The organism is Sphaerisporangium dianthi, from assembly GCF_042654065.1.
Taxonomy (GTDB): Bacteria; Actinomycetota; Actinomycetes; order Streptosporangiales; family Streptosporangiaceae; genus Sphaerisporangium; species Sphaerisporangium dianthi.
This window is the reverse complement of record NZ_JBHSFP010000018.1, coordinates 154,340-174,818: the sequence shown is the minus strand read 5'-3', so window position 1 is coordinate 174,818 and position 20,479 is coordinate 154,340. Positions and strand designations below refer to the sequence as shown.

At 72.4% G+C, this 20,479-nt stretch carries 19 protein-coding genes; 15 read left to right on the top strand and 4 right to left on the bottom strand.

Annotated features, from left to right (window positions below; genetic code table 11):
* The first annotated feature begins 392 nt into the window (after positions 1–392).
* From ACFO60_RS24675 to ACFO60_RS24665, 3 genes are all read left to right on the top strand, one after another.
* Positions 393–1,517 (top strand): hypothetical protein, encoded by a 1,125-nt coding sequence (locus ACFO60_RS24675; RefSeq protein WP_380843927.1) that lies wholly within the window; start codon positions 393–395, stop codon positions 1,515–1,517.
* Between the two features lie 211 nt (positions 1,518–1,728).
* Positions 1,729–2,574, top strand: a complete 846-nt coding sequence (locus tag ACFO60_RS24670; protein WP_380843925.1) for an MEDS domain-containing protein — start codon at positions 1,729–1,731, stop codon at positions 2,572–2,574.
* The gene (locus ACFO60_RS24665; RefSeq protein ID WP_380843921.1) at positions 2,571–3,614 is read left to right on the top strand and encodes an anti-sigma factor RsbA family regulatory protein; all 1,044 of its coding nucleotides are present in this window, start codon (positions 2,571–2,573) and stop codon (positions 3,612–3,614) included. The genes ACFO60_RS24670 and ACFO60_RS24665 overlap by 4 nt, the downstream gene beginning before the upstream one ends.
* On the opposite strand, the gene ACFO60_RS24660 is transcribed toward ACFO60_RS24665, so the two are convergent.
* Positions 3,557–5,779 (bottom strand): molybdopterin oxidoreductase family protein, encoded by a 2,223-nt coding sequence (locus ACFO60_RS24660; protein ID WP_380843919.1) that lies wholly within the window; start codon positions 5,777–5,779, stop codon positions 3,557–3,559. The genes ACFO60_RS24665 and ACFO60_RS24660 overlap by 58 nt on opposite strands.
* Positions 5,780–6,136: 357 nt before the next feature.
* On the opposite strand from ACFO60_RS24660, the gene ACFO60_RS24655 reads away from it, so the two are divergent.
* A complete protein-coding gene (locus tag ACFO60_RS24655; protein ID WP_380843917.1) occupies positions 6,137–6,433 on the top strand; it encodes a hypothetical protein in 297 nt (98 codons plus the stop codon).
* A 155-nt stretch (positions 6,434–6,588) separates the two neighbouring features.
* Here ACFO60_RS24655 and ACFO60_RS24650 read toward each other — a convergent pair whose 3' ends face one another.
* Positions 6,589–7,299, bottom strand: coding sequence for an HNH endonuclease family protein (locus tag ACFO60_RS24650; RefSeq protein ID WP_380843915.1), 711 nt, complete (start codon positions 7,297–7,299; stop codon positions 6,589–6,591).
* Between the two features lie 193 nt (positions 7,300–7,492).
* Entirely contained in the window at positions 7,493–8,242 is a 750-nt protein-coding gene (locus tag ACFO60_RS24645) for a CPBP family intramembrane glutamic endopeptidase (RefSeq protein ID WP_380843913.1), read from the bottom strand.
* A 330-nt stretch (positions 8,243–8,572) separates the two neighbouring features.
* On the opposite strand from ACFO60_RS24645, the gene ACFO60_RS24640 reads away from it, so the two are divergent.
* Positions 8,573–9,364 carry a glycosyltransferase family 2 protein gene (locus ACFO60_RS24640; RefSeq protein WP_380843911.1) on the top strand — a complete coding sequence of 264 codons (792 nt, stop codon included), beginning with the start codon at positions 8,573–8,575 and terminating at the stop codon, positions 9,362–9,364.
* Positions 9,365–9,411: 47 nt separating this feature from the next.
* On the opposite strand, the gene ACFO60_RS24635 is transcribed toward ACFO60_RS24640, so the two are convergent.
* A complete protein-coding gene (locus tag ACFO60_RS24635; RefSeq protein ID WP_380843909.1) occupies positions 9,412–10,194 on the bottom strand; it encodes a DUF2306 domain-containing protein in 783 nt (260 codons plus the stop codon).
* A 121-nt stretch (positions 10,195–10,315) separates the two neighbouring features.
* On the opposite strand from ACFO60_RS24635, the gene ACFO60_RS24630 reads away from it, so the two are divergent.
* The 10 genes from ACFO60_RS24630 (at position 10,316) to ACFO60_RS24585 (ending at position 20,451) form a co-directional block, all read left to right on the top strand.
* Positions 10,316–11,098: a TetR/AcrR family transcriptional regulator gene (locus ACFO60_RS24630; RefSeq protein WP_380843907.1), complete on the top strand. Its 783-nt coding sequence runs from the start codon at positions 10,316–10,318 to the stop codon at positions 11,096–11,098.
* A gap of 217 nt (positions 11,099–11,315) precedes the next feature.
* A complete protein-coding gene (locus ACFO60_RS24625; protein WP_380843905.1) occupies positions 11,316–11,618 on the top strand; it encodes a hypothetical protein in 303 nt (100 codons plus the stop codon).
* Positions 11,619–11,751: 133 nt separating this feature from the next.
* Positions 11,752–13,446 carry a SpoIIE family protein phosphatase gene (locus ACFO60_RS24620; RefSeq protein ID WP_380843903.1) on the top strand — a complete coding sequence of 565 codons (1,695 nt, stop codon included), beginning with the start codon at positions 11,752–11,754 and terminating at the stop codon, positions 13,444–13,446.
* 62 nt (positions 13,447–13,508) lie between these two features.
* Positions 13,509–14,219: a phosphotransferase gene (locus tag ACFO60_RS24615; protein WP_380843901.1), complete on the top strand. Its 711-nt coding sequence runs from the start codon at positions 13,509–13,511 to the stop codon at positions 14,217–14,219.
* Between the two features lie 344 nt (positions 14,220–14,563).
* Positions 14,564–15,034 carry a hypothetical protein gene (locus ACFO60_RS24610; RefSeq protein ID WP_380843899.1) on the top strand — a complete coding sequence of 157 codons (471 nt, stop codon included), beginning with the start codon at positions 14,564–14,566 and terminating at the stop codon, positions 15,032–15,034.
* Positions 15,035–15,104: 70 nt separating this feature from the next.
* Positions 15,105–15,413: a helix-turn-helix transcriptional regulator gene (locus tag ACFO60_RS24605; protein WP_380843897.1), complete on the top strand. Its 309-nt coding sequence runs from the start codon at positions 15,105–15,107 to the stop codon at positions 15,411–15,413.
* Complete coding sequence (locus ACFO60_RS24600; RefSeq protein WP_380843895.1) at positions 15,410–16,567, top strand: hypothetical protein; 1,158 nt, start codon at positions 15,410–15,412, stop codon at positions 16,565–16,567. Before ACFO60_RS24605 ends, ACFO60_RS24600 begins: the two co-directional genes overlap by 4 nt.
* Before the next feature lie 212 nt (positions 16,568–16,779).
* Positions 16,780–17,445 carry a hemerythrin domain-containing protein gene (locus ACFO60_RS24595; protein WP_380843893.1) on the top strand — a complete coding sequence of 222 codons (666 nt, stop codon included), beginning with the start codon at positions 16,780–16,782 and terminating at the stop codon, positions 17,443–17,445.
* A 292-nt stretch (positions 17,446–17,737) separates the two neighbouring features.
* Positions 17,738–19,480, top strand: a complete 1,743-nt coding sequence (locus ACFO60_RS24590) for a carbamoyltransferase family protein (RefSeq protein WP_380843891.1) — start codon at positions 17,738–17,740, stop codon at positions 19,478–19,480.
* A complete protein-coding gene (locus ACFO60_RS24585; RefSeq protein WP_380843889.1) occupies positions 19,477–20,451 on the top strand; it encodes a glycosyltransferase family 2 protein in 975 nt (324 codons plus the stop codon). Before ACFO60_RS24590 ends, ACFO60_RS24585 begins: the two co-directional genes overlap by 4 nt.
* Positions 20,452–20,479 lie beyond the last annotated feature (28 nt).

The window sequence follows — 20,479 nt, the reverse complement described above, 5'->3', positions numbered from 1 at the left end:
CCGCTACGGCGTCTCCCACTTCTCCGGCAAGTTCCGCAAGGGCGGCTTCGACGACTTCCGCATCCGCGTCGGCGAAGGCACCCGCGGCGACTACGACTGGGGCCAGTACCGCTACCTCTTCTAAACCCACCGCATCCTGAGGGTCAGGTCGCCGTGGCCGGTGGCAGCGGTCCCTGATCGACTCCACCGGCTCGGCGTCCGGCCATCCTGACCCGGTTCGAAGGCCACCTGCGATCACCGCGGGTGGCCTTCCGCCATTCGGCCGCGCACCGGCCGCGCACCGGCCGAGCTCGCCGGGCAGGTCCTCCGGTGTCTCCTCCTGCCAGACTCTTCCGCGGCCCCTCGTGTAACGCTTACGCGGGATTTACCGACGCGCTGGAAGCCTCCGGGGCATGCCCGCGGATGAGTCGGCAAGGAGCCGGAGAGCCTGGGCGGCGGCGATTCCAGCGCAGGTCGCGGTGTCGGGCGCCGTCGTATACCTGCTCGACCGCACCGCGATCCGGTCGGCCGCGGACCACGTCCTGCGGACCCTGGACGTCATCGACGCCGCCGGGACGAGGCGGCTCGCCGAGGGGACGCGGGACGAGCTGGCGCGGTACGCGGAGCAGGCCACCGCGGACACCCGGCCCGTCCTGTACTTCTTCCTGCTCGCCACCGGACTGTTCACCGGCGTCTGCGTCCTGCTCTGGCGCGCCTCGCCCCGGGCGACGGCCGCCGGACTGATGCTCTTCGGCGCGCTCACCCCGCCGTACCTGGCAGGGCTGGCGTTCGTCGCCCTCACGGACCTGACGACGGAGCTTTGGGCCGGGCGCTCGTCCGAGGCCGGCGACCTGCTGGAGAACGCGATGCACGGCTGGTACGCCCCGGCTCACGCCGCGGTGCTCGGGGCCGCGGCCATGGCCTACGTCGTGACCGTCTTCACGCTGGCCCGACCTGCGACCACGGGCCGGCGTACCACGCCGGCGCCGTGGGCGGCGCAGGTCATCATGTTGCAGCTGCCGCTGGCCGGCGCGATCGTCGCGGTGCTGAACTTCGTCGCGATCGGCGAGGCGGGCCGTGCCGCCCGTGAGATCGCATCCGGCCCGCGCGCGGCGGAGTACGCGGGCGCGGGCGACTCCTACATAGGACCGGTCACGGGGGCCGCCTGGACGTACGCCGCCCTGTTCGCCGCCGCCGGCGCGGTCATGCTGGTCCTGGCCGCGATCGCGTGGCGGACCGGGCTGAGCGCGCCCCTTCTCGTCGCGCACGGCGTGGCCTGGCCGGCCTACCTGCTCCTGCTCGTGGCGGCGTCGGCGGCGTCCCCCTTCATCCTCAGCGGAGCGGGCGGCGAGCCCTTCCCGGAGGTTCTGCACTCGGGGCCGGCCTGGTACCCGCCGGCGATCGTCACCTTGTCCTCGATCGCCGCCGTGGCCGCCATCGCCGTGCAGGTGATGCTCGTGCGGAGCTCGGCCGCTCGCGGGCGGGCGCGCCGGCGCTGCTCGGGCCCGTTTTCCCGTTCGGCGAGCCCCCGCGAATGATCTCCGATGGGCGAATTCTCTGGGCCGGAAACCGGGGCGCGAAGGGGCAATGATCTGCATTTTCGCCACTACGACGGTTGATATGCGGCTGGTAGCCTGGATTCGGCCCGGTAGTCGGGTTGACCGGGCACTGCGGCGATCAGCGCTCGGCCCGGTACGACGTCGGGCCGGTCGGCGGTCACCAGAGATGAGGGGGTCTATGGACCCATCGGTGATAGAGCGTCTGCGTCCAGGTGACCACGTGTGCTGGACGTTCGACCGCGAGGACCAGCGGGTGGCCGCCGTGACCGGCTATGTGAAAGCCGGCGTGCGCGCCGGCCAGAAGATCATCTACTTCGCCGACTCTCCCCCGGACACCCTGTTGCGCGAGCTGCGGGACAACGGCGTGGACACACGGCATCTGACCCGCATCGGGCAGCTCAAGGTGGGACATCCCGAGAACGGCTACCTCACCACCGGCATCTTCGACCCCGTGGCGGTGCTGGACACCTGGCAGCGCGAGATCGCCATGGCGCGCCGCGGCGGCTACTCCGCCCTGCGGCTGATCGGCGACATGACGTGGGCCGGCGCGCCGGACGTGGGCGCCGAGCGGCTCCACTGGTACGAGGCACAGGTCAACCGCATCTTCGCCGACGGCTACGCCATGGCGATGTGCCTGTACGACCGGCGGCTGTTCGACCCGGGAAGCCTCGTGCGCCTCTCGGCCGCGCACCCGTCCACGGTCGACCCGACCGCCGTCTGGAACTGGCGGCCCCTGCTGCGCATGGAACGCACCGGCGAGCCGCCGGGGCTTCGGCTGATCGGCGAGGCCGACGCCTCCAACCGCGACGCGCTGGCCGCCACCTTGGCCGACCTCATCGACGACATGTCCCGCGCGGACGCCCCGGTGACCCTCGATGTGGCCGGGCTGCGTTTCGCCGACGCGGCCGCCGCCAGGCTGCTGATGAGCGCGGCCAACACCGCCCCGCCGGAGGTTCGCATCACCGGTTGCTCCCTGTCCCTGGTGAAACTCATGAGATTGTTGGGCGGCGAGCCCCGCGCAGGAGTGGTCGCATGACCGAGCCGACACCCGTGCCGACCGGCGCCGCGGAAGACCCCTTCGAGCACATCGGCCTGTTCTACCGTGACGAGGCCCAGTACACGGCGGGCTGCGCCGCGTTCGTCCGCCGGGCGCTGGCCCGCCGGGAACCCGCCCTGGTCGCCGTGCCCGGCCGCAGCGGCGAGCTGATCCGCGCCGGGCTGGGCGGCGACGCCGACGCCGACGCGGTCGCCTTCGCCGACATGGCCGAAGCCGGGCGCAACCCGGGACGCATCATCCCGTCGGTGCTGCTGGCCTTCGCCGGCGCCCATCCCGGCCGCCGCGTGTGGATCATCGGCGAGCCGATATGGCAGGGCCGCAGCGCCATCGAGTACCCGGCGTGCGTCGCGCACGAGGCGCTGATCAACGCCGTGTTCACCGGCCGGGACGCGGCGATCCTCTGCCCGTACGACGCCTCGGCGCTCCCGGCCTCGGCGCTCGCGGACGCCGAACGCACCCACCCCATCCTTGAGGACACGGGCGGCACCTGGTCGAGCGCCGCCTACGGCGACCCGGTCGCGACGGCCATGGCGTTCGACTGGCCGTTGCCCGCACCACCGGACGCCGCCGACCGGTACGCCTTCACGGGTGTCGCCGCGCTGCCGGGGGTGCGCGACTTCCTCACGGTGCGCGCCATGGCGGAGGGACTGAACGGCGACCGCATCACCGAGCTGCTGCTGGCGATGAACGAGCTGGCCACCAACACCGCCGAGTACACCACCGGGCCCGCCACGGTGACGGTGTGGGCCGAGGACGGCGTGCTGGCCTGCCAGCTCGACGACAACGGGCACATCGGCGACCCGCTGACCGGGCGCATACCGCCGGCGGCGGGCGCCACCCGCGGGCGCGGCATCCTCATCGTGAACGAGCTGGCCGACCTCGTGCGCATCCACCGCCGGCCCGCGGGCACCTCGATCAGGCTGCACTTTCGCCTGCGGGCGTCCGCGGACGCCGGCACGGGTCAGACGGCGGCGGTGGAGGGCACCGGGAACGACCCGGTGAGCGCCGGCTCCTCGTAGGGCGCCAGCGTCACAGGGACGCCGTTGAAGACCGCGTTGCCCGACGGCACGTCGATCACCGACTCGTCCGTGAGGGCGTTGGCGTTGACGCCCGGGTGCTCGGCGGCGACGCGCTGCGTGGTGCCGGCGTGCCCCCATCCGTGCGGCAGGCTCACGACGCCCGGCATGATGGCGTCGTTCGGCTCGACCGGCACGACGAGCTCGCCGTTCGCCGACCGGATGACCGCCAGCTCGCCGAGACCGAGCCTCGCCACGTCGTCCGGGTGGACGTGCAGGGTGCACTGGTTGCTCCCGCCGACCAGCGTCGGCACGTTGTGCAGCCAGCTGTTGTTGGAGCGCAGCTGCCGCCGCCCGATCAGCAGCAGCTCGGGGGCGGGCGCGGCCAGCCGCTCGCGCAGCCGTCCCGCCTCCTCGGCCAGCCGCGGCGGGGCCAGCTCGACCCGGCCCGACTCGGTGCACAGCAGCTCCGGCAGCCGGGGTGTGAGCGGCCCGAGGTCGATGCCGTGCGGGTTCTCCAGCAGGTCGGCGAGCGACAGGCCGTGCGTGCCGAGCCGCAGGAAGAGGTCCAGCAGCAGCTCAGGGCCGCTGTCGCCGATCAGCGAGGCGCGCACCTCCGCCACTTCCCTGCCCTCGAACGGGGAACCCGGCGCCTGCGTCGCGCCGCCGAGGATCTGGTCGAGCATCATCTCGGTCAGGGCCGAGGGGTCGGCGTCGGTGCCCTGGCCGGAGGCGATGAGCGTCAGCCGGGACATGATCTCGGCCTCGGACAGCTGGCCGGGCTCCAGCGGCAGGATGGCCGGGGAGAACCGGGTGTAGTTGCGCACCGCGACCGACAGCAGCAGGAAGTCGTAGTGCGGCATCTGCAGGATGCGCGGCGGAGGCAGGATGACGTTCGCGTGCCTGGTCGTCTCGTTCAGGTACGGGTCCACGCAGACCATGAAGTCGAGGTCGTCCAGGGCGCGGTCCAGGCGGGGGCCGCCCGGCGCGGACAGCACCGGGTTGCCGGCCACCGCCACCAGTGCCCTGACCTGGCCTTCGCCGGGGGTCTCGATCTCGTCGGCGAGGGTGGCCACCGGCAATTCACCGAGGGACTCGGGCAGACCGCGCACGCGGCTGTGCCAGCGCCCGGTGGTGTACGGCTCGCCGGTGCGGCCGAGGTCCATGGTGGCGGTGCGGGTGAACATGACGCCGCCGGGACGGTCGAAGTTGCCGGTCAGGATGTTGATCACATCGACGAGCCACTGCGTCGCCGTGCCGAACTCGACCGTGCAGCCGCCGATGCGGGAGTAGACGGCGGCCGTGGGCGCCGCGGCCAGCTCGCGCGCGAGCCGCGCGATGCTCTCGGCGGGCACGCCGCACACGCGGGAGACGACGTCGGGGGTGAAGTCGTCGGCCAGCCGCCTCAGGTCGTCCAGCCCCGCGACGTCGAGGCCGATCGTCGTGAGGTCCTCGGCGAGCAGGGTGTGGACGATGCCGAACAGCAGGAAGGCGTCGGTGCCGGGGCGGACGGGCAGGTGCTCGTCGGCGACGGCCGCGGTACGGGTGCGGCGCGGGTCGACGACCAGGAGCTTGCCGCCGCGCCGGCGCAGCGCCTTGAGCCGGCCAGGGAAGTCGGGGGCGCTGCACAGCGAGCCGTTGGACTCCACCGGGTTGGCGCCGAGCACGAGCAGATAGTCGGTGCGGTCGACGTCGGGCACCGAGATGGCCAGCGGGTCGCCGAACAGGTATCCGCAGGCGACGTGCTTGGGCATCTGGTCGATGGTGCTGGCGGAGTACACGTTGCGGGTGCCGAGGGCCTGGCCCAGCGCTCCCCGGTACAGGATGCCGCCCATGGTGTGGAACGTGGGGTTGCCGAGGTAGAGGGCGACCGCGTCACGGCCGTGCCGGTCGATGACGCCCTTGAGTCCCCGCTCGACGGTCTCGAACGCCTCCTGCCAGGAGACCTCGTGCCATTCGTCGTCCTGCTTGCGCACCAGGGGCACGCGGAGCCGGTCGGGATCCTCGTCCAGGTGGCCGAGGCTCGCGCCCTTGGGGCAGATGAACCCCTTGGAGAACGGGTCGTCCGGGTCACCCTTGACCGACGTGACGCGACCGGTGTCGTCGAGCGTGAGCCGCAGGCCGCAGACGGCGTCGCAGAGGGGACAGGTCCGGTGCGCGGTTCTCATCGGCACTCCTGAGATCGTCGATTGCACTCATGATGAGCGGGAGTCCGAGACGGGGGGAACCCCAGCAATCGGGGTCATAGGGGTCGGTACGGGTACACCGGTCGCGCCGGCCTGGGCACGGGACGGACGTGGAGCCGAGGTTTACGAGCCGGTTCGCGGCCAAAAACGGCTTTTCTCACGTACGGTGGGACCCGGGGGTTTTCGCGGCGTGATCGCGGGCAGTCCGGTCGGGTTCGAGTCGGCCGACCGACCGTCCGTAAAGGGGCCGAACCCGGCGAGGAAGCTCGCCGGAGTCGCTCCGTAGATGGTGACCGTTCCGGCTGACGATGACGGGTGAACCACGGGAAGAGGGTCGTAATGGCGAACGAGGTCACCGACGGCAAGACCGCCGCGCGCGAACTGGCGGCACGGCTGCCCGGGTGGGCCGTCTGGTACGGAGAGCACACCCAGCGTTTCTGGGCCATGCCGCGAGGGGCCGCGCAGCCGGGCTCCCAGCTCGCCGAGGCCGACACCATCGAGGAGCTCGAAGCCGCGGTGCGCGCCCTCATCAACGGCACGCAGGGCGCGGGAACGCCGGCGCCGCATGCTCACCGTCCGGAGCAGATGCCGATGGCGCCCGAGCAGCACCGTCAGCCGGTCGGCGCGCGACACTGATCGGCCACGGCCGCTCAATGCGACACTGATCGGCCACGGCCGGTCAGCGCGGCACCGATCGGACATGGCCGCGCGACGCGGTATCGATCGGAACACGGCCGGTCAGCGTGCGGCGACGGCTGACCGGCTCACTGAGGCCGGCGAGCCATGGCCGGTCATCGGCACTGCGCCAGCATCGCCGACTTGTCCGCCCTGGTGACCGGCAGGTCGTATTTCACCGCAACCTGCGCGAACCGTGCGACGTACGCGCAGCGAACCTTCCGTACGGGAGGCAGCCAGGACGCCGGGCCCGCCCCGCCCTTGTCCTCGTTGGCCGGACCGTAGACCGGGATGAGGTTGAGCGGGTCGTTGGCGATGCGCACCCGCTTGGCCATGGTCCAGCGGGAGGCGCCCATCCGCCACTCGTACGACAGCGGCACCACGTGGTCGACCTGCACGCGGTCGGCGTCACGCTTGCGCCACTTGATCACCTTACCGGTGTAGGGGTCCCGCAGTTTCATCGCCACGACGACGCAGCGGGACCCGTCGCGGTAGGCCACCTCTTCGCCGTCCCGGGCGAGCAGGTCGTCACGGGTGCGGCAGCCGTTGCGCGCGTACGGCACCCCCCGCGCGTTGTCCGCCCAGTTCTCGCCGAAGCGCTCGCGCGTGTAGCCCCGCTTGGAACCCTGGCGGCCGACGCGCACCTGCCTGACGAGGTCGAGCGCCGCCGCGCGGTCCATGCGCGAGGTGATGGCGACCAGGCCGGGCTTGGTGCCGTTGGGATTCTCCAGCGGGCTCGCCCGCTGGACGACGCGCGCGGTGTCGTGCTTTCCGGTCTGGGCCGCCAAAGAGACGAGCACTATGGCGACCCCGGCCACGGCGACCATCTCACGCGCGCTCAGTGCCGCCTCCCGGGCATGTACGGGTGATGACTCGCTGACCTATCAATCCCCATGAATCCATCGATCGACACCATCCCGTCCCCCGGTCAAGCCACCGCGATCGGCGACGGCGGTGACACCGCGGCACGACCGGCGCGAGCACCACGACCGGCACGAGCGAAGCGAGCGGCACGGGCGCTCACGGGAGCCATGCCACGCGTCCGCGGAGCAGGCCGTACCCGACGAAGGCGACCACGTCGATGAGCGTGTGCGCGACGACCAGCGGCATCGTCCGGCCCCAGCGCTGGTACAGGCGTCCGAACAGCAGGCCCATGGCGACGTTGCCGACGAAGCCACCGAAGCCCTGGTACAGGTGGTAGGAGCCGCGGATCGCCGCCGAGAGGTGGACCGCGCGCCAGGGCCGCCAGCCCAGCGCGTCCAGGCGGTGCAGCAGGTAGCCGCTGACGATCACCTCTTCGAGGACGCCGTTCTGCGCGGCGGCGAGCAGCAGGACCGGCACCCGCCACCAGGCGTCGGGAAGCCGGTCGGGCACGACGTCCAGGTTGACGCCCGCGCGGAACGCCATCAGGTAGAACGCCAGCCCGGTGCCGCCCACCACGGCCGCGAGCAGCGCTCCGCGCAGCAGGTCGCGTCCCGGCTCGCGCAGGTCGGCGCCGATGGTGCGCGCGGACTCGCCGGACCGGACGAGCAGGTAGGCGACCAGCGCGACGGGAGCCAGGGTGATCACGATGTCGGTGAGCTGAAGCGACAGGTCCAGCCACGGGCGGCCGGGCGCCATCGTGCCGACGAGCACCGCGTGCTGCACCTTGAGGTCCGCCGGCGCGGTGAGCGAGCCGATCAGCGAGACCAGCGAGCGCAGTGCGCTGGCCCCGAGCGACACCGCCAAGACGACGAGGATCTCGGCCCTGATGAGCCGTGGGCCGAGCACGGTGCTTTCGCCCCTCAGCGGGGATGCCGCCGGTGGTCCGGCGGGTCCTGACGTGTTGAGCACCGTTCGACCGTAGAGGGTGGGCCGTCAGCGCGGCGTGAGGACGGCGCGGCGGACGCTGGGAAGAGTCCAGGCGCGGCGGATACGGGAAAGGTCAAGACATAATGACACATTCCTGATTTGGCCGCCCCAATCTCCGCGACCGAAACCGGCGCCCCGCCTTCGCCGCACGTCGCACCACCCGCCTGGACCAGGCCGAAACCTCAGATGATCTTGATTTTGCAAGGGACCGTCAAGTCGCTTGCAGGCGGCCGGGTCCATCATGTGCCCATGACGACGTACGGGATCACCGCACCCCAGGGCAGATACACCCCGGTCAGCGACGACCTCGCCATCGGAGCCACGATCAGCGTGGTGGTCCCCGCCATGAACGAAGCGGAGAACCTGCCCCACGTGTTCGCCACCCTGCCGCGCTGGATCGACGAGGTCATCCTCGTCGACGGCAGGTCCACCGACGACACCGTGGCCGTCGCCCGGGCACTGCGCCCCGAACTTCGCGTGGTCACCCAGGCCGGACGCGGCAAGGGCAACGCCCTCATCGCGGGCTTCGCCGCCGCGACCGGCGACATCATCGTCATGATCGACGCCGACGGCTCCACGGACGGACGCGAGATCATCCGCTTCGTGTCGGCGCTGGTCGCCGGGGCCGACTTCGCCAAGGGGTCGCGTTTCGCCTCGGGCGCCGGCTCCGACGACATCAGCGTCACCCGCTCGCTCGGCAACACGGTGCTGACCACGCTGACCAACTGGCTGTACGGCACCCGTTACACCGACCTGTGCTACGGATACAACGCCTTCTGGGCCCGCCACCTGGACGATCTCGCCCTCGACTGCGACGGCTTCGAGATCGAGACGCTGATGAACGTACGGGCGGCCAAGGCCGGGCTCACCGTCCACGAGGTGCCGAGCCACGAGCACTGCCGCATCCACGGCACCAGCAACCTGCACGCCCTGCGCGACGGCTGGCGGGTGCTCAAGACGATCGTGCGCGAGCGCACGCGCGCTCTCCCCCAGCGGCGCCACGCCACCGTCACCCCGGTCACCGAGCACGTCGCCGCCTGAGACGTCCGTCCGCTCTTCACTTCACCCGTACGAGGCCGGCCTTCACCTCAGCTGGACGAGATCGGCACGCGCGGCCGGGCGGAACGTGTGCGGGCGCGGGCGCGGCGCCCGGCCGCGTCGCCGCGCTCCAGCCACCACTCGACGATCAGCAGGGGCACGGTCCACCCGAGCCAGCCGCCAAGGCCGGCGATCGTCCAGGTGAACATGGTCTCGTCGCCCTTGAAGGTCGTCTCCAGCGCCGGGCTCAGGGCGATGAAGAGGATGACGCCCCAGAGGCGGTTGGTGATGATCGAGAAGGTCAGCGCGAAGCTGCGCAGCATCCACCGCCGGTGGTCGGCGAACCGCCGCTGCCGGGCCATCCGGTAGCCCGCGACGGTGCAGGACAGCCAGAGCAGCGCCAGCATCACGTTGCTGACCGCGATCACCGGCCCGAACGGCGTCCCCGCCCCGATGACCAGGCCGGCCAGACCGGCGGGGAGCACCCCGCCGAAGACGTAGACCCGGCCGGTGTACCGGTGCGCCGCGGGGTGCCGCTGCCGGAACCACGGCCACACCTGCAGGAAACAGGTGATCATCGCGATCGAGGCGAACAGGACGTGGGCCACCAGCAGGGGATAGTGCGCCGAGAACCCCGCAGGCTGTGGCACCCGGGAGGCGGCCGGGTCGCCGGTGAGGTACGGCGGCACCGAGAACGCCAGGAACATGACGGCGACGAAGCCGAGGGGCGCCATCCACGGCCGCCGCCACCAGCGCCGAGCCGGGCCGGAGCGAGGCGGGGCCTGCGGGTCTTGGGCGGGCGAGGGCGGCGGGTTCTCCGTGGTGGTGACCATGACGGGGCTCCTGTCGGCGAGGATGGACGCTGCGTATGCAATACGCTGAGCGTAAGGCATACGCAATGTGTATGGAATACGCAGAGCGTAGGTAATACGCATCGAGATAGGATGGCGCCCGATGAGCGAGAAGAGCGGAAGCGAGCTGCCCCGCACGCTGGAAGTCCTGTGGGGGCGCCACGCCGAGCGCCGCACGAGAGGCCCGGCGCAGGCGCTGAGCCTCGACCGCATCGTGACCGCCGCCATCGCCATCGCCGACACCGAAGGCCTGCCCGCCCTGTCCATGGCCCGCCTGGCCGAGCGGCTCGGCTGCGCCACCATGTCGCTCTACCGGCACGTCGCCAACAAGGACGAGCTGCGGATGTTCATGCTGGACGCCGCGCCGGGCCCGCCGCCCGACATCCCGGCCACGCCGGCCGACTGGCGCGGCGAGCTCCGCCGGTGGGCCGTGGAGCTGGTCGGCGTCTACCACCGGCATCCATGGATCCTGCAGATGACGGCCATGGGCCCCCCGCCGCTCGATCCGGGCCAGCTGGCCTGGATGGAGGCCGGCCTGCGCGCCCTGGGCGGCACGGCCCTGCGGCCGCGCGAGAAGATGTCGGTGCTGCTGCTGGTCACCCACTACGTCCGCGGGGACGCACAACTCGCCACGAACGACCTGCGGGCCACGGCCGGCCAAGAGCAGCACCCGTCCCCGGCGTATGAGGAGCTCCTCACTCGCCTGGTCGACACCGAGCGCTTCCCCGCCCTGTCCGAGCTTCTCGACGCCGGCGTCTTCGGCGAGTTCGACGGCGAGGGCCCCGGGACCAGCCCCGCCGGCCACTTCGGGTTCGGGCTCGACCGCATCCTGGACGGCGTCGAGCCCCTGATCCGCGAACGCGCCGCCGCTCTCGAAACGAGGTAGGCGACCTTCCCGGCGACCGTGCATGAGGCGCGGTACACGCGCGCCGAAGGCAGGAATCCCGATGCGCACGGCAAAGGGACCGAATGCTGTCGAACACGTTTTCGAAGAGTTGCTCTGTGTGCGCGGCTTCCATTGCGGGAGCGCCGGGCAGTTGATATTGCTTGCGCTAGCGAGCCCGCCGAAGGGATCAAAGATCCTTTGGTGGGAGGTGGGCCACATGGCCAGATCGAGACGCCCGAGAGTGGTGCGGAGGCTGGAGGACGCCTCCACGGTCATCGGGGCCGCGAGCGGCCTGCTCGGGCAGACGTCAGGCCTGCTCGGGCACATGGCGTGCCTGCTCCGTCAGCTCGTCACGATCGTCGGCTGGCTGGTGCTGCTGGCCGGTTCCGTACGGCTGCTCCTCGACCCTCCGGCCACGCTCTCACCGGAGCACTTCCTCACTCCCGGGGCCGGCGCGGCGGCCGTCGCCCAAGGACTCGTCAGGATGCCGTCACGCCGGTGGAGATCACCGCGGCCGTAGGTCGGCCGGGCGTATCGCCGAGCACCGCGATCCGGCCCGAATCTCCTGGCCAGGCCACACAAACCGAGAACCAGCGGTCTCATGGGAGGGCTCCACAGGTAGGCTGGTCGCACTCGATGTGGAAGGTCTCGTGATGTCACGAGCACGACCGGCCGGCGAGATCCCCGGCTCCATCAGCGAACCCTCCGCCCCGCAGGTGAACGACCCGCCGCGATGCCCGGCCAGACCCCTGGACGCGAAACTGCTGCAGGCCCTCCTGGACGCCTCCGGCGAGGCGGTCGTGCTGTGCGACGCGGACGACCGCGTCATCATGGCCAACCCCGCCGCCGGCCGCATCGTGCCCGACCTGGCCCCCGGCGTCCTCATCGCGTTCGGCGCCGCCGCCGCCCTGTTCGACCCCGGCTGCGCCCCTGGCCAGAGCCGGCGCGTCGCCTACGGCGACCGGCTGATCCGCGTGCGCCGCGAGACGTTCGGCCTCGCCCGCGAGGCCTGGTACCTGTCCGACGTCACCGCCGAATCCTCGGACGGCAACCGCTCGGCCTCGCCCGCGAACCGGCGCACGGAGTTCCTCATCAAGGCCGGCCACCGGCTGTCCGGCTCGCTCGACGCGCGCCGCTGCGCCGCCACCGTGGCCGAACTGGCCGCCTCGTTCCTCGCCGACGCCGCCACGGTGATGCTTCCCCCCGACCATCGCCGCTCCCACTGGATGCGCGCCACGGCGGGGGACCCGGCGGTGGAGGAGGGCGGCGTGCCGTCCGCCACCGCCGCCGAGCTGCCCGGCCTGACCGAGGCGCTGTACGGGGACCCGGCCACGCCCAGCCGCCGCGTCGACGCCGCCCAGGCGCCGGACTGGCTTCTGCCCACCGGCTTCGGACCGGCCTCGCACCTGCTGATGACGCCGCTGCCCGGCACCGGGGCGCCCGCCGGCGTCCTCGTGCTCGCCCGCCGGCAGGGCGCGCCGCCCTTCGACGAGGACACCGAGATCCTGGTGCAGGACTTCGCCGTCCGGGCCGGCGCCGCCATCGCCGCCGCCATGCTCTACCAGGAGCAGAGCGCCACCAACGCGATCTTGACCGAGGACCTGCTCCCGCCGCGGCTGCCCGTGCTCGACCAGGCCGACCTGGCCGGATCGCTACGCGCCTCGCAGCAGGCCGGGCTGATCGGCGGCGACTTCTACGACGTGTGCCTCCCCGACGTCCCGGCCGGCACGGGCGCACGGCGGGCCGCGCCGCTGGTCATCCTCGGAGACGTCTGCGGCAAGGGCGCCCGCGCCGCCGTGCTCGCCGGGCAGATCCGCCACGGCCTGCGCACGCTCCTGCTCCTGGAAAGCCGGCCCGAACGGCTCATCGAGCTGATCAACCGCACCCTGCTGGCCTCGTCGGCACCCGACTCCTATGTCACGCTCGTGCTGGCCAGACTGCGTCCCGGCCGCGAGGGAAGCCTCCTGGTGGACCTGGCCGTGGCCGGGCACCCCGAGCCGCTGATCCTGCGCCAGGACGGCGGCATTGAGGAGGTCACCGCTCAGGGTTCCATGCTCGGCGTGCTCGAACGCATCGACCTCAACCCCGTCACCGTCGAACTCGCCCCCGGCGAGCTGTGCCTGCTCTACAGCGACGGCATCACCGAGGCGCCGGGCGGCCCCACCGGCCGCGAGCTGTACGGGACCGACCGGCTGAAGGCGGCCCTCACCACCTGCGCCCGCATGCCGGCGACGGCCGTGGTGCGGCGACTGGAGCAGACCACCACCGCCTGGGCCCCCCACGGCGAAAAGGACGACCGCGCCCTGCTCGCCATCCGCGCCCGCCCCCTGCCGCACCGCCGCCCTTAGACCGCCGGAGGCAACGTGTCCGGCATCTTCGTCAACGACCGCCTTGTCGGTACGTTCTGCTGATGCGGATGAGGCAACTGCTGGCTTCGGGGCGCACCGCCGATGTGTACGCGCTCGGCGACGGACGAGTGCTCCGCCGCTACAGGACCGGGGCGGACGCCACCACCGAGGCGGCCGTCATGACCTACCTCGCCGGCCATGGCTACCCCGTGCCGGCCGTCCACGCGACTCCCGTCGGCGCCCCCTCGGATCTGGTGCTGCAGCGGCTGTCCGGCCCGACGATGCTGCTGGCCCTGATCAACGGCACGATCTCCCCCGAGGAGGCCGGGGCGACACTCGGGCGGCTCCTCCACCGGCTGCACGCCATCCCGGCGCGGATCTCCAGCGCCCCCGGCGACCGCGTCCTCCACCTCGACCTGCACCCGGACAACGTGCTGCTGACCCCGGACGGCCCCTTCGTCATCGACTGGTGCAACTCGGCCGAAGGCCCTCCGGAGCTGGACTGGGCCATGTCCGCGTTGATCCTGGCGCAGGTCGTGCTCGTCCCGGAGGCCGATCCGGCACGGGCGGAAACGGCCCGTACGGCGCTCGTCTCCCTGCTGTCGACCCTCGGCGACACCCTCGACATCGGCGACCCGCGTACCGGCCCCCTCGCCGAAGCCGGAACGAGACGAGCCTCCGACCCCTCCCTCACCCAGGAGGAAGCGAACCTCGTCCCCTCAGCCCTGACCTTGATCGCGGATTCCCTCCCCCACCACCCGCGACCGGCATAGCCGCAGGCTTTCCTATGCCTCACGCGAAGCGCGATCAGCCCGCCTCCGGCTGATCCGGGTGCGGATCGAAGTCGATCCGCAGATGGCTGGTGTAAGCCCCGCCACCATCCCGCCCGCCGACTACGCCCGGCGGGCGGGGCGTGAGGTCGTCTCCCTTGCCAGAGGCGTTGGGGCCGACCGCCCCACTCCCGCTTCCGCGCCGAGCAGCCCGCAAGCCGGCCGGAGGCGCGGTCAGAGCGCTGAAAGCCGCCTGCAAGGGAGGTGGCCTTCACTGAGTGTGCGGGTGGAACGGCGAGGGGACCGCGTGCCGCCCGCTCACCTGGGAACGCGAGAGGGAGCCCCCCATGAGCACGTCCGACCGACCGGCGCCGTCGACGCCGCTCGTGCAGACCGCACCGGCCGTGCAGGCCGCGACGCCGGCACCGGCCGCGGCGTCTGCGGAGTCCGCAGCGTCGGCGCGGGTGGGGTGGCTCGGGGTCGACTGGCGCCGGCCGCCACGGTGGCTCGGGCTGTTGCTGCTTCCGGGCGACGTCTACCTGACGGCCCGACTGACCGAGAAGCACGGCCTGGCGGTCGGCGTCCTCGCGGCCGTGGTGTACGGAGGGCTGACGTTCATGCCGCTGTTCTTCGAGCGGGTGAGCGCGTGGTCGAAGGCCCACCCTGTGCTCGACAGTCTTGTCCTCATCCCTCTGATCTTCCTCGCCCTGGCCTACCTGACCCCGATGTCGCTCGCCATGTGCGCCGCGATCACCGCCGCCTGCGGGCTGCCGTGGGCGGCCGTCACCATCGCCGTGCGGCGTCGTCGCCACGCCTGAGCGTCGCGGCCTGGTGGCCGGATCCGGTCAGGACCTTGCCACAAAAATCTATATAGATAGAGTTGCGCGGGTGACCCGAGCACGCCGCCCTTCCCCGCAGACCGTCGCGGTCCTGTCCGCCCTCGCCGCCGCCCCGTCCGAGTGGCGCTACGGCTACGAGCTCGGACGGCAGGTCGGCCTCAAGGCCGGCTCGCTCTACCCCATCCTCATGCGGCTCTCCGACCGGGGGATGCTCGAGACCATGTGGGAGTCCGACCCGCCCGCCGGCCGGCCACCCCGGCACCTGTACCGGCTCACCGGCCCGGGCCTTGCGATGGCCTCGGCCGCGGCCGAGGCGCCCGCGAGCCGCGTCCGGAGCGAGCTGCGGAGCGCGTGGTGAACGGCCGGCCTTCGCGTGACGCGGCGCGGTGGTCACTCGCCCTGGCGGTATGGCTCCTGCCCTCGGCCCGGCGCGAATGGGGTGCGGCCATGCGGGCCGAACTCCAGCAGATCGAGGGCGGCACGGCGCGCCTCCACTTCGCGCTCGGCTGCGTCAGGGCGGCGCTCGTCCAGCCCTCGGCGCTGCGCACCGCCGGCCACCTCGGGGGCACGGCCGCCGCGGTCGCCGCGGTGCTGGCCGCGGGCATCGTCTACCCCGGCGCCCGGGCCCTCGTCGTCACGCTGACGCTGGTTCTGGCGGCGCTGACGTGGCTGGGCGGCAGGCCGGGACTGTTCGGGCCGGTGGCGGGCTCGTTGACGGCCCGGGTGGTACGCGCGGCCGGTCACACCGCGGCGGGGGCGTATCTGCTGGTCGCCGTGATGGACTCCCGCGGTCCCCAGTACCTGCGACCTGAGCTGCGCATCCCGCTCGGCATGATCATGCTCGTGCTGTACACCACCGTGATGCTGGCGGCCACCGCCCGCGGGTCGGCCGCGAGGCCGGCGGCGCTGGCGTACGGGACGGCGGCGGGTCTGGTGGCCGGCACGGCGTGCTTCCTGCTCATCCCCTTCGAACGCGTCCTGCCGCCGCTGGCGGACGCCCTGCCGGGGCGCGGCCTCTGGCCGGTGCTGACGCTCACGGTCGCCTTGTCGGTGGCGGTGCTCGCGGTCGCCCGGCGCACCGGCGACACCGGGCAGGCGTTCATTGCCCTGGTCTGCGCGGGCGCCGTGGGGTGCGCGGTGGTGTCCGTCCTCGGCGACGCGGCGTGGCTGCTGTTCCCCGACCGGATGCCGGACATCGTCCCGCTCAACGCGGGGCCTGCGCCGGTGCGGCAGGCGCTGAGCCGCATGGAGGCGGGTGACGAGTACGTCGCGGCCATCGTGTGGGGAAGCCTGCTCGCCGCCGTGCTGGCGACGATGATCCGTCCGGTGGTACGGAGATGGACGGCCGCCCTGCGCACGCTCACGTTCGCCGGGGCAGGCCTCACCGCTTTCGCCGCGACCGCCGGGGAGCAGGGTGGCGCGCTCCTCGCCGCCCTGACGGCCATCGTCCTCGGGATGCTCACCTTGACGACCGCGCCACGAGGCGAAGGCGTGCGAACACGACCATCGTGACAGCGGCGTCCGACCGCCAGGGGTCCATGTCACCGTGATGCTGTTCTGCCATTTCCCGGGTTTACCTGGCTGTCATATCACCCTGCTAACTTCGATTGAAAGTTCAATTACCAGTCGAAGGCCCGGGCGCGCCTGGGGGCCACCCGGGGGTACGCGGTGGCGGTCGGCTGCGGGAAAGTCCGGGGGGACAAGTGACATCCGTCCAAGGTTCGATGGCCGACGTTCGGGACATGTACGCGGCGCACATCGCGCTTCGGCGAGAGTTCGGTCTCGCGCCCGCCCTCGTCCGGGGCGTCACGGCGGGCGACACGCGGAGATGCGCGTCGGTCAGCGACCATCTCGACCTCCTCTCCGCGATGCTTCACGCCCACCATGGCGGAGAGGACGCTCTGCTGTGGCCGAAGCTGCTGGAGCGCGGGAACGAGGAGATCGCTCCCGTCGTGCATCTGATGGAGAGCCAGCACGAGCTACTCGACCGGACGAACGACGAGGTCAGGGCAGGGGTGGCCGCCTGGCGCCGTAACGCGGGGGCGCAAGAGCGCGAGGCGCTGGCGAGCGCCCTGGACCGGCTCGGGCCCGTGCTGGTCGAGCACATGGCCATGGAGGAGGAGCACATCCTCCCCCTGGCCGAGAAGTACGTCACCGCCTCCGAGTGGCAGGAGCTCGGCAAACACAGCATGACCGAGATACCCAGGAAACGGCTCCCACTGGCCTTCGGGATGGCGATGTACGAGGGAGACCCTGAGGTCATCAAGGCCATCCTCGCCGAGGCTCCCCTCGTGGCGCGGCTGCTGATGCCCATCATGGGGCCGCGGGCGTACGCGTCGCACGCGAAGCGGGTGTACGGCACCGCCACTCCCGCGCGCAGCCTGGGTTGACCGGCTCGGGCCGGCCCGGCGTGGGACGCGGCCGGGTCGGCGCCCACCGCGACCGGGTAGCGATGCCCGCGTAGAACTCGCCATGCCGCATCCTCATGACGGACGCCCCTGGAAGTGTTCCCGCGAAGTGCCGCCGAGTCCGTCCGAGACAGCGCGACAAACGGCGATAGTCGCTACAGAAAGTGACGAAGTTCAAGATTCACACCTTTCTACCTCGACGTATGCGCAAAGCCGTGTTTGACAACCGCTCCTCTCGGTAACCAGACCACCGCGGCCCTACGGAGGTATGCCGATGCGGTTTCTGGGGATCAACGCCATATTCCATGATCCGGCAGCGGCCTTGGTCGTGGACGGAGAGGTCGTCGCGGCCGCGGAGGAAGAGCGGTTCAGCCGCCGGAAGCATGGCAAGCGCCCGGTGCCCTTCTCCGCCTGGGAACTCCCCGAGCAGGCCGCCGCGTGGTGCCTGCGGGAGGCCGGGCTCCGGCCCGAGGACCTCGACGGCGTCGCCTACTCCTACGACCCCGAGCTGGTGCGCCTGGACCAGCAGTCGCCCACCGGCTTCGGGATCGGCGTCCGGCGCGCGGCCGACGTCGGCCCCGGCATCGCCGACGGCGCGGGGGTGCTCCTCGACCCGAGGGCCGAGGTGTGCTGGGAAGGGCTGCGCACCACCTACGCGCGCCGCGCCCCGGCGTTCCTGGCCACGGCGCTGCCCGGGCTCGACACCGCGCAGGTGCGGTTCGTCCCGCATCACGTCGCCCACGCCGCCTCCGCCGGCCTGGCGGCCCCGTACCGCGACTCGGCGGTGCTGGTGTGCGACGGCCGCGGCGAGGCCGTGTCCCACCTGGCGGGCCACTACCGGGACGGCCGGCTGACCGTCCTCGCCACCCAGCAGCTCCCCCACTCGCTCGGCCTGATGTACGAGGAGGTCACCGAGCACCTGGGCTTCCTGCGCTCCTGCGACGAGTACAAGGTCATGGCGCTGGCCTCCTACGGCGAGCCGCGCCACCTCGGCGAGCTGCGCGAACGCATCTACACGACCGGCGAGGGCGGCTTCCGGGTCGAGCCGGTCGACTGGAGCGGCTTCGCCAAGGCGCGCACCCCTCAGGACCACCTGGCCGGCGCGGGCTGGACGACCGACCACGCCGACCTGGCGGCGAGCGTCCAGGCCTGCCTGGAGGAGGTGCTGCTGGAGCTCGCCGGATGGCTCCAGGGACGCACCGGCGAGCGGCGCCTGACCATGGCCGGCGGGGTGGCGCTGAACTGCGTCGCCAACACCCGGCTGCTGACCGAGGGGCCGTTCGAGGACATCTGGGTGCAGCCGGCCGCCGGGGACGCGGGGACCGCGCTCGGCGGCGCGCTGTACCTGTCGCACCTGCACGGCGAACCGGTCGCCCCGATGACCGGCCTCGATCTCGGCCGAGGATGGACCGACGAGGAACTGGCCGCCTGGCTGACCTCGGCGAACGTGCCCTACCGGCGGCCGGCCGACCTGGCGGACGCGGTCGCCGCCGAGCTGGCCGCCGACCGCGTCGTGGCCTGGTTCCAGGGCCGATCGGAGTACGGCCCCCGTGCCCTCGGGCACCGTTCGCTGCTCGCCCACCCCGGACGGCCGGCCAATGTCGAGCGCCTCAACGACGTCAAAGGCCGCGAGCAGTTCCGCCCCATCGCCCCCATGGTGCTCGCCGAGCGCGCCCACGAGATCTTCACCCGCGGACCGCTGCCGAGCCCGTACATGCTGTTCGTCCACGATGTGCGCCCCGAATGGCGCGACCGCATCCCCGCCGTCGTGCACGTGGACGGCACGGCGCGCGTCCAGACCGTGGACCGCGCCGCCGAACCGCTGCTCGCGGGCCTGCTGGAGGCGTTCGAGACGCGCACCGGGCTGCCGGTCGTCGTCAACACCAGCCTGAACACCGCGGGCCGTCCCATGGTCGACGATCCGCGCGACGCCTTGGAGTGCTTCGGCTCGGCGCCCGTCGACCTGCTCGCGATCGGGCCCTTCCTGGTGCGCCGCGGGGAGGTGTTCAGCGCATGATCACAGTCGTCGTTCCCACCATCGGCCGGCGGAGCCTGCGGCGGGTCCTCGCCGCGCTCGACGCCGACCTGCCCACCATCGTGGTGGACGACCGGCCGCGCTTCTGCCCGGCGCTCAAGGTGCCCGGCCACGTCGAGGTGCTCCGCACCGGCGGCCGTGGACCCGCCGCCGCCAGGAACGCGGGCTGGCGGGCCGCCGGCACGCCGTGGATCGCCTTCCTGGACGACGACGTCGTGCCGCAGCCCGGCTGGCGGGACGCCCTCGTCGCCGACCTGGCCGACCTTTCCGAGGACGTCGCGGGCTCGCAGGGACGCCTGCGCGTGGACCTGCCGGACAGACGGCGGCCCACCGACGCCGAGCGGAACACCGCCGCCCTCACCGGAGCCGACTGGGTGACGGCCGACATGGCCTACCGCAGGTCCGCGCTCGAACGCGTCGGAGGCTTCGACGAGCGCTTCCCGCGCGCCTACCGCGAGGACGCCGACATCGCACTGCGGCTGCTCAAGGCCGGATACGGGCTGGCAAAGGGGCGGCGCGTCACCCTGCACCCCGTGCGCGACGACGGGTTCTGGGCGAGCGTACGCGCCCAGCGGGGCAACGCCGACGACGCGCTGATGCGGCGGCTGCACGGAGCGGGGTGGCGCGCCGCCGTCGACGACGTTCCCGGCCGTCTCCGCCGGCATGCGCTGACCACCGCGCTCGGCCTGCTGTCGTGCGTCCTGACGGCGGCCGTGGGCGGCGCGCGCGGGCACAGGGCGCGCGTCGCCCATCCCGCGGCGCGCTGCCTGCCCGCGCTCGGCACCGCCGCCGGGCTGGCCTGGCTCGCGCTGACCGCCGAGTTCGCCTGGGCCCGGCTCGCTCCGGGCCCGCGTACCCCAGAGGAGGTGGTCCGCATGGCCGTGACCAGCGTGGTCATCCCGCCGGCCGCCTGCGCGCAACGCCTCATGGGAGAACTGCGGGCGCGCCGGTGACCGGCCCCAGTCCCGGCCTCGGCCTCGG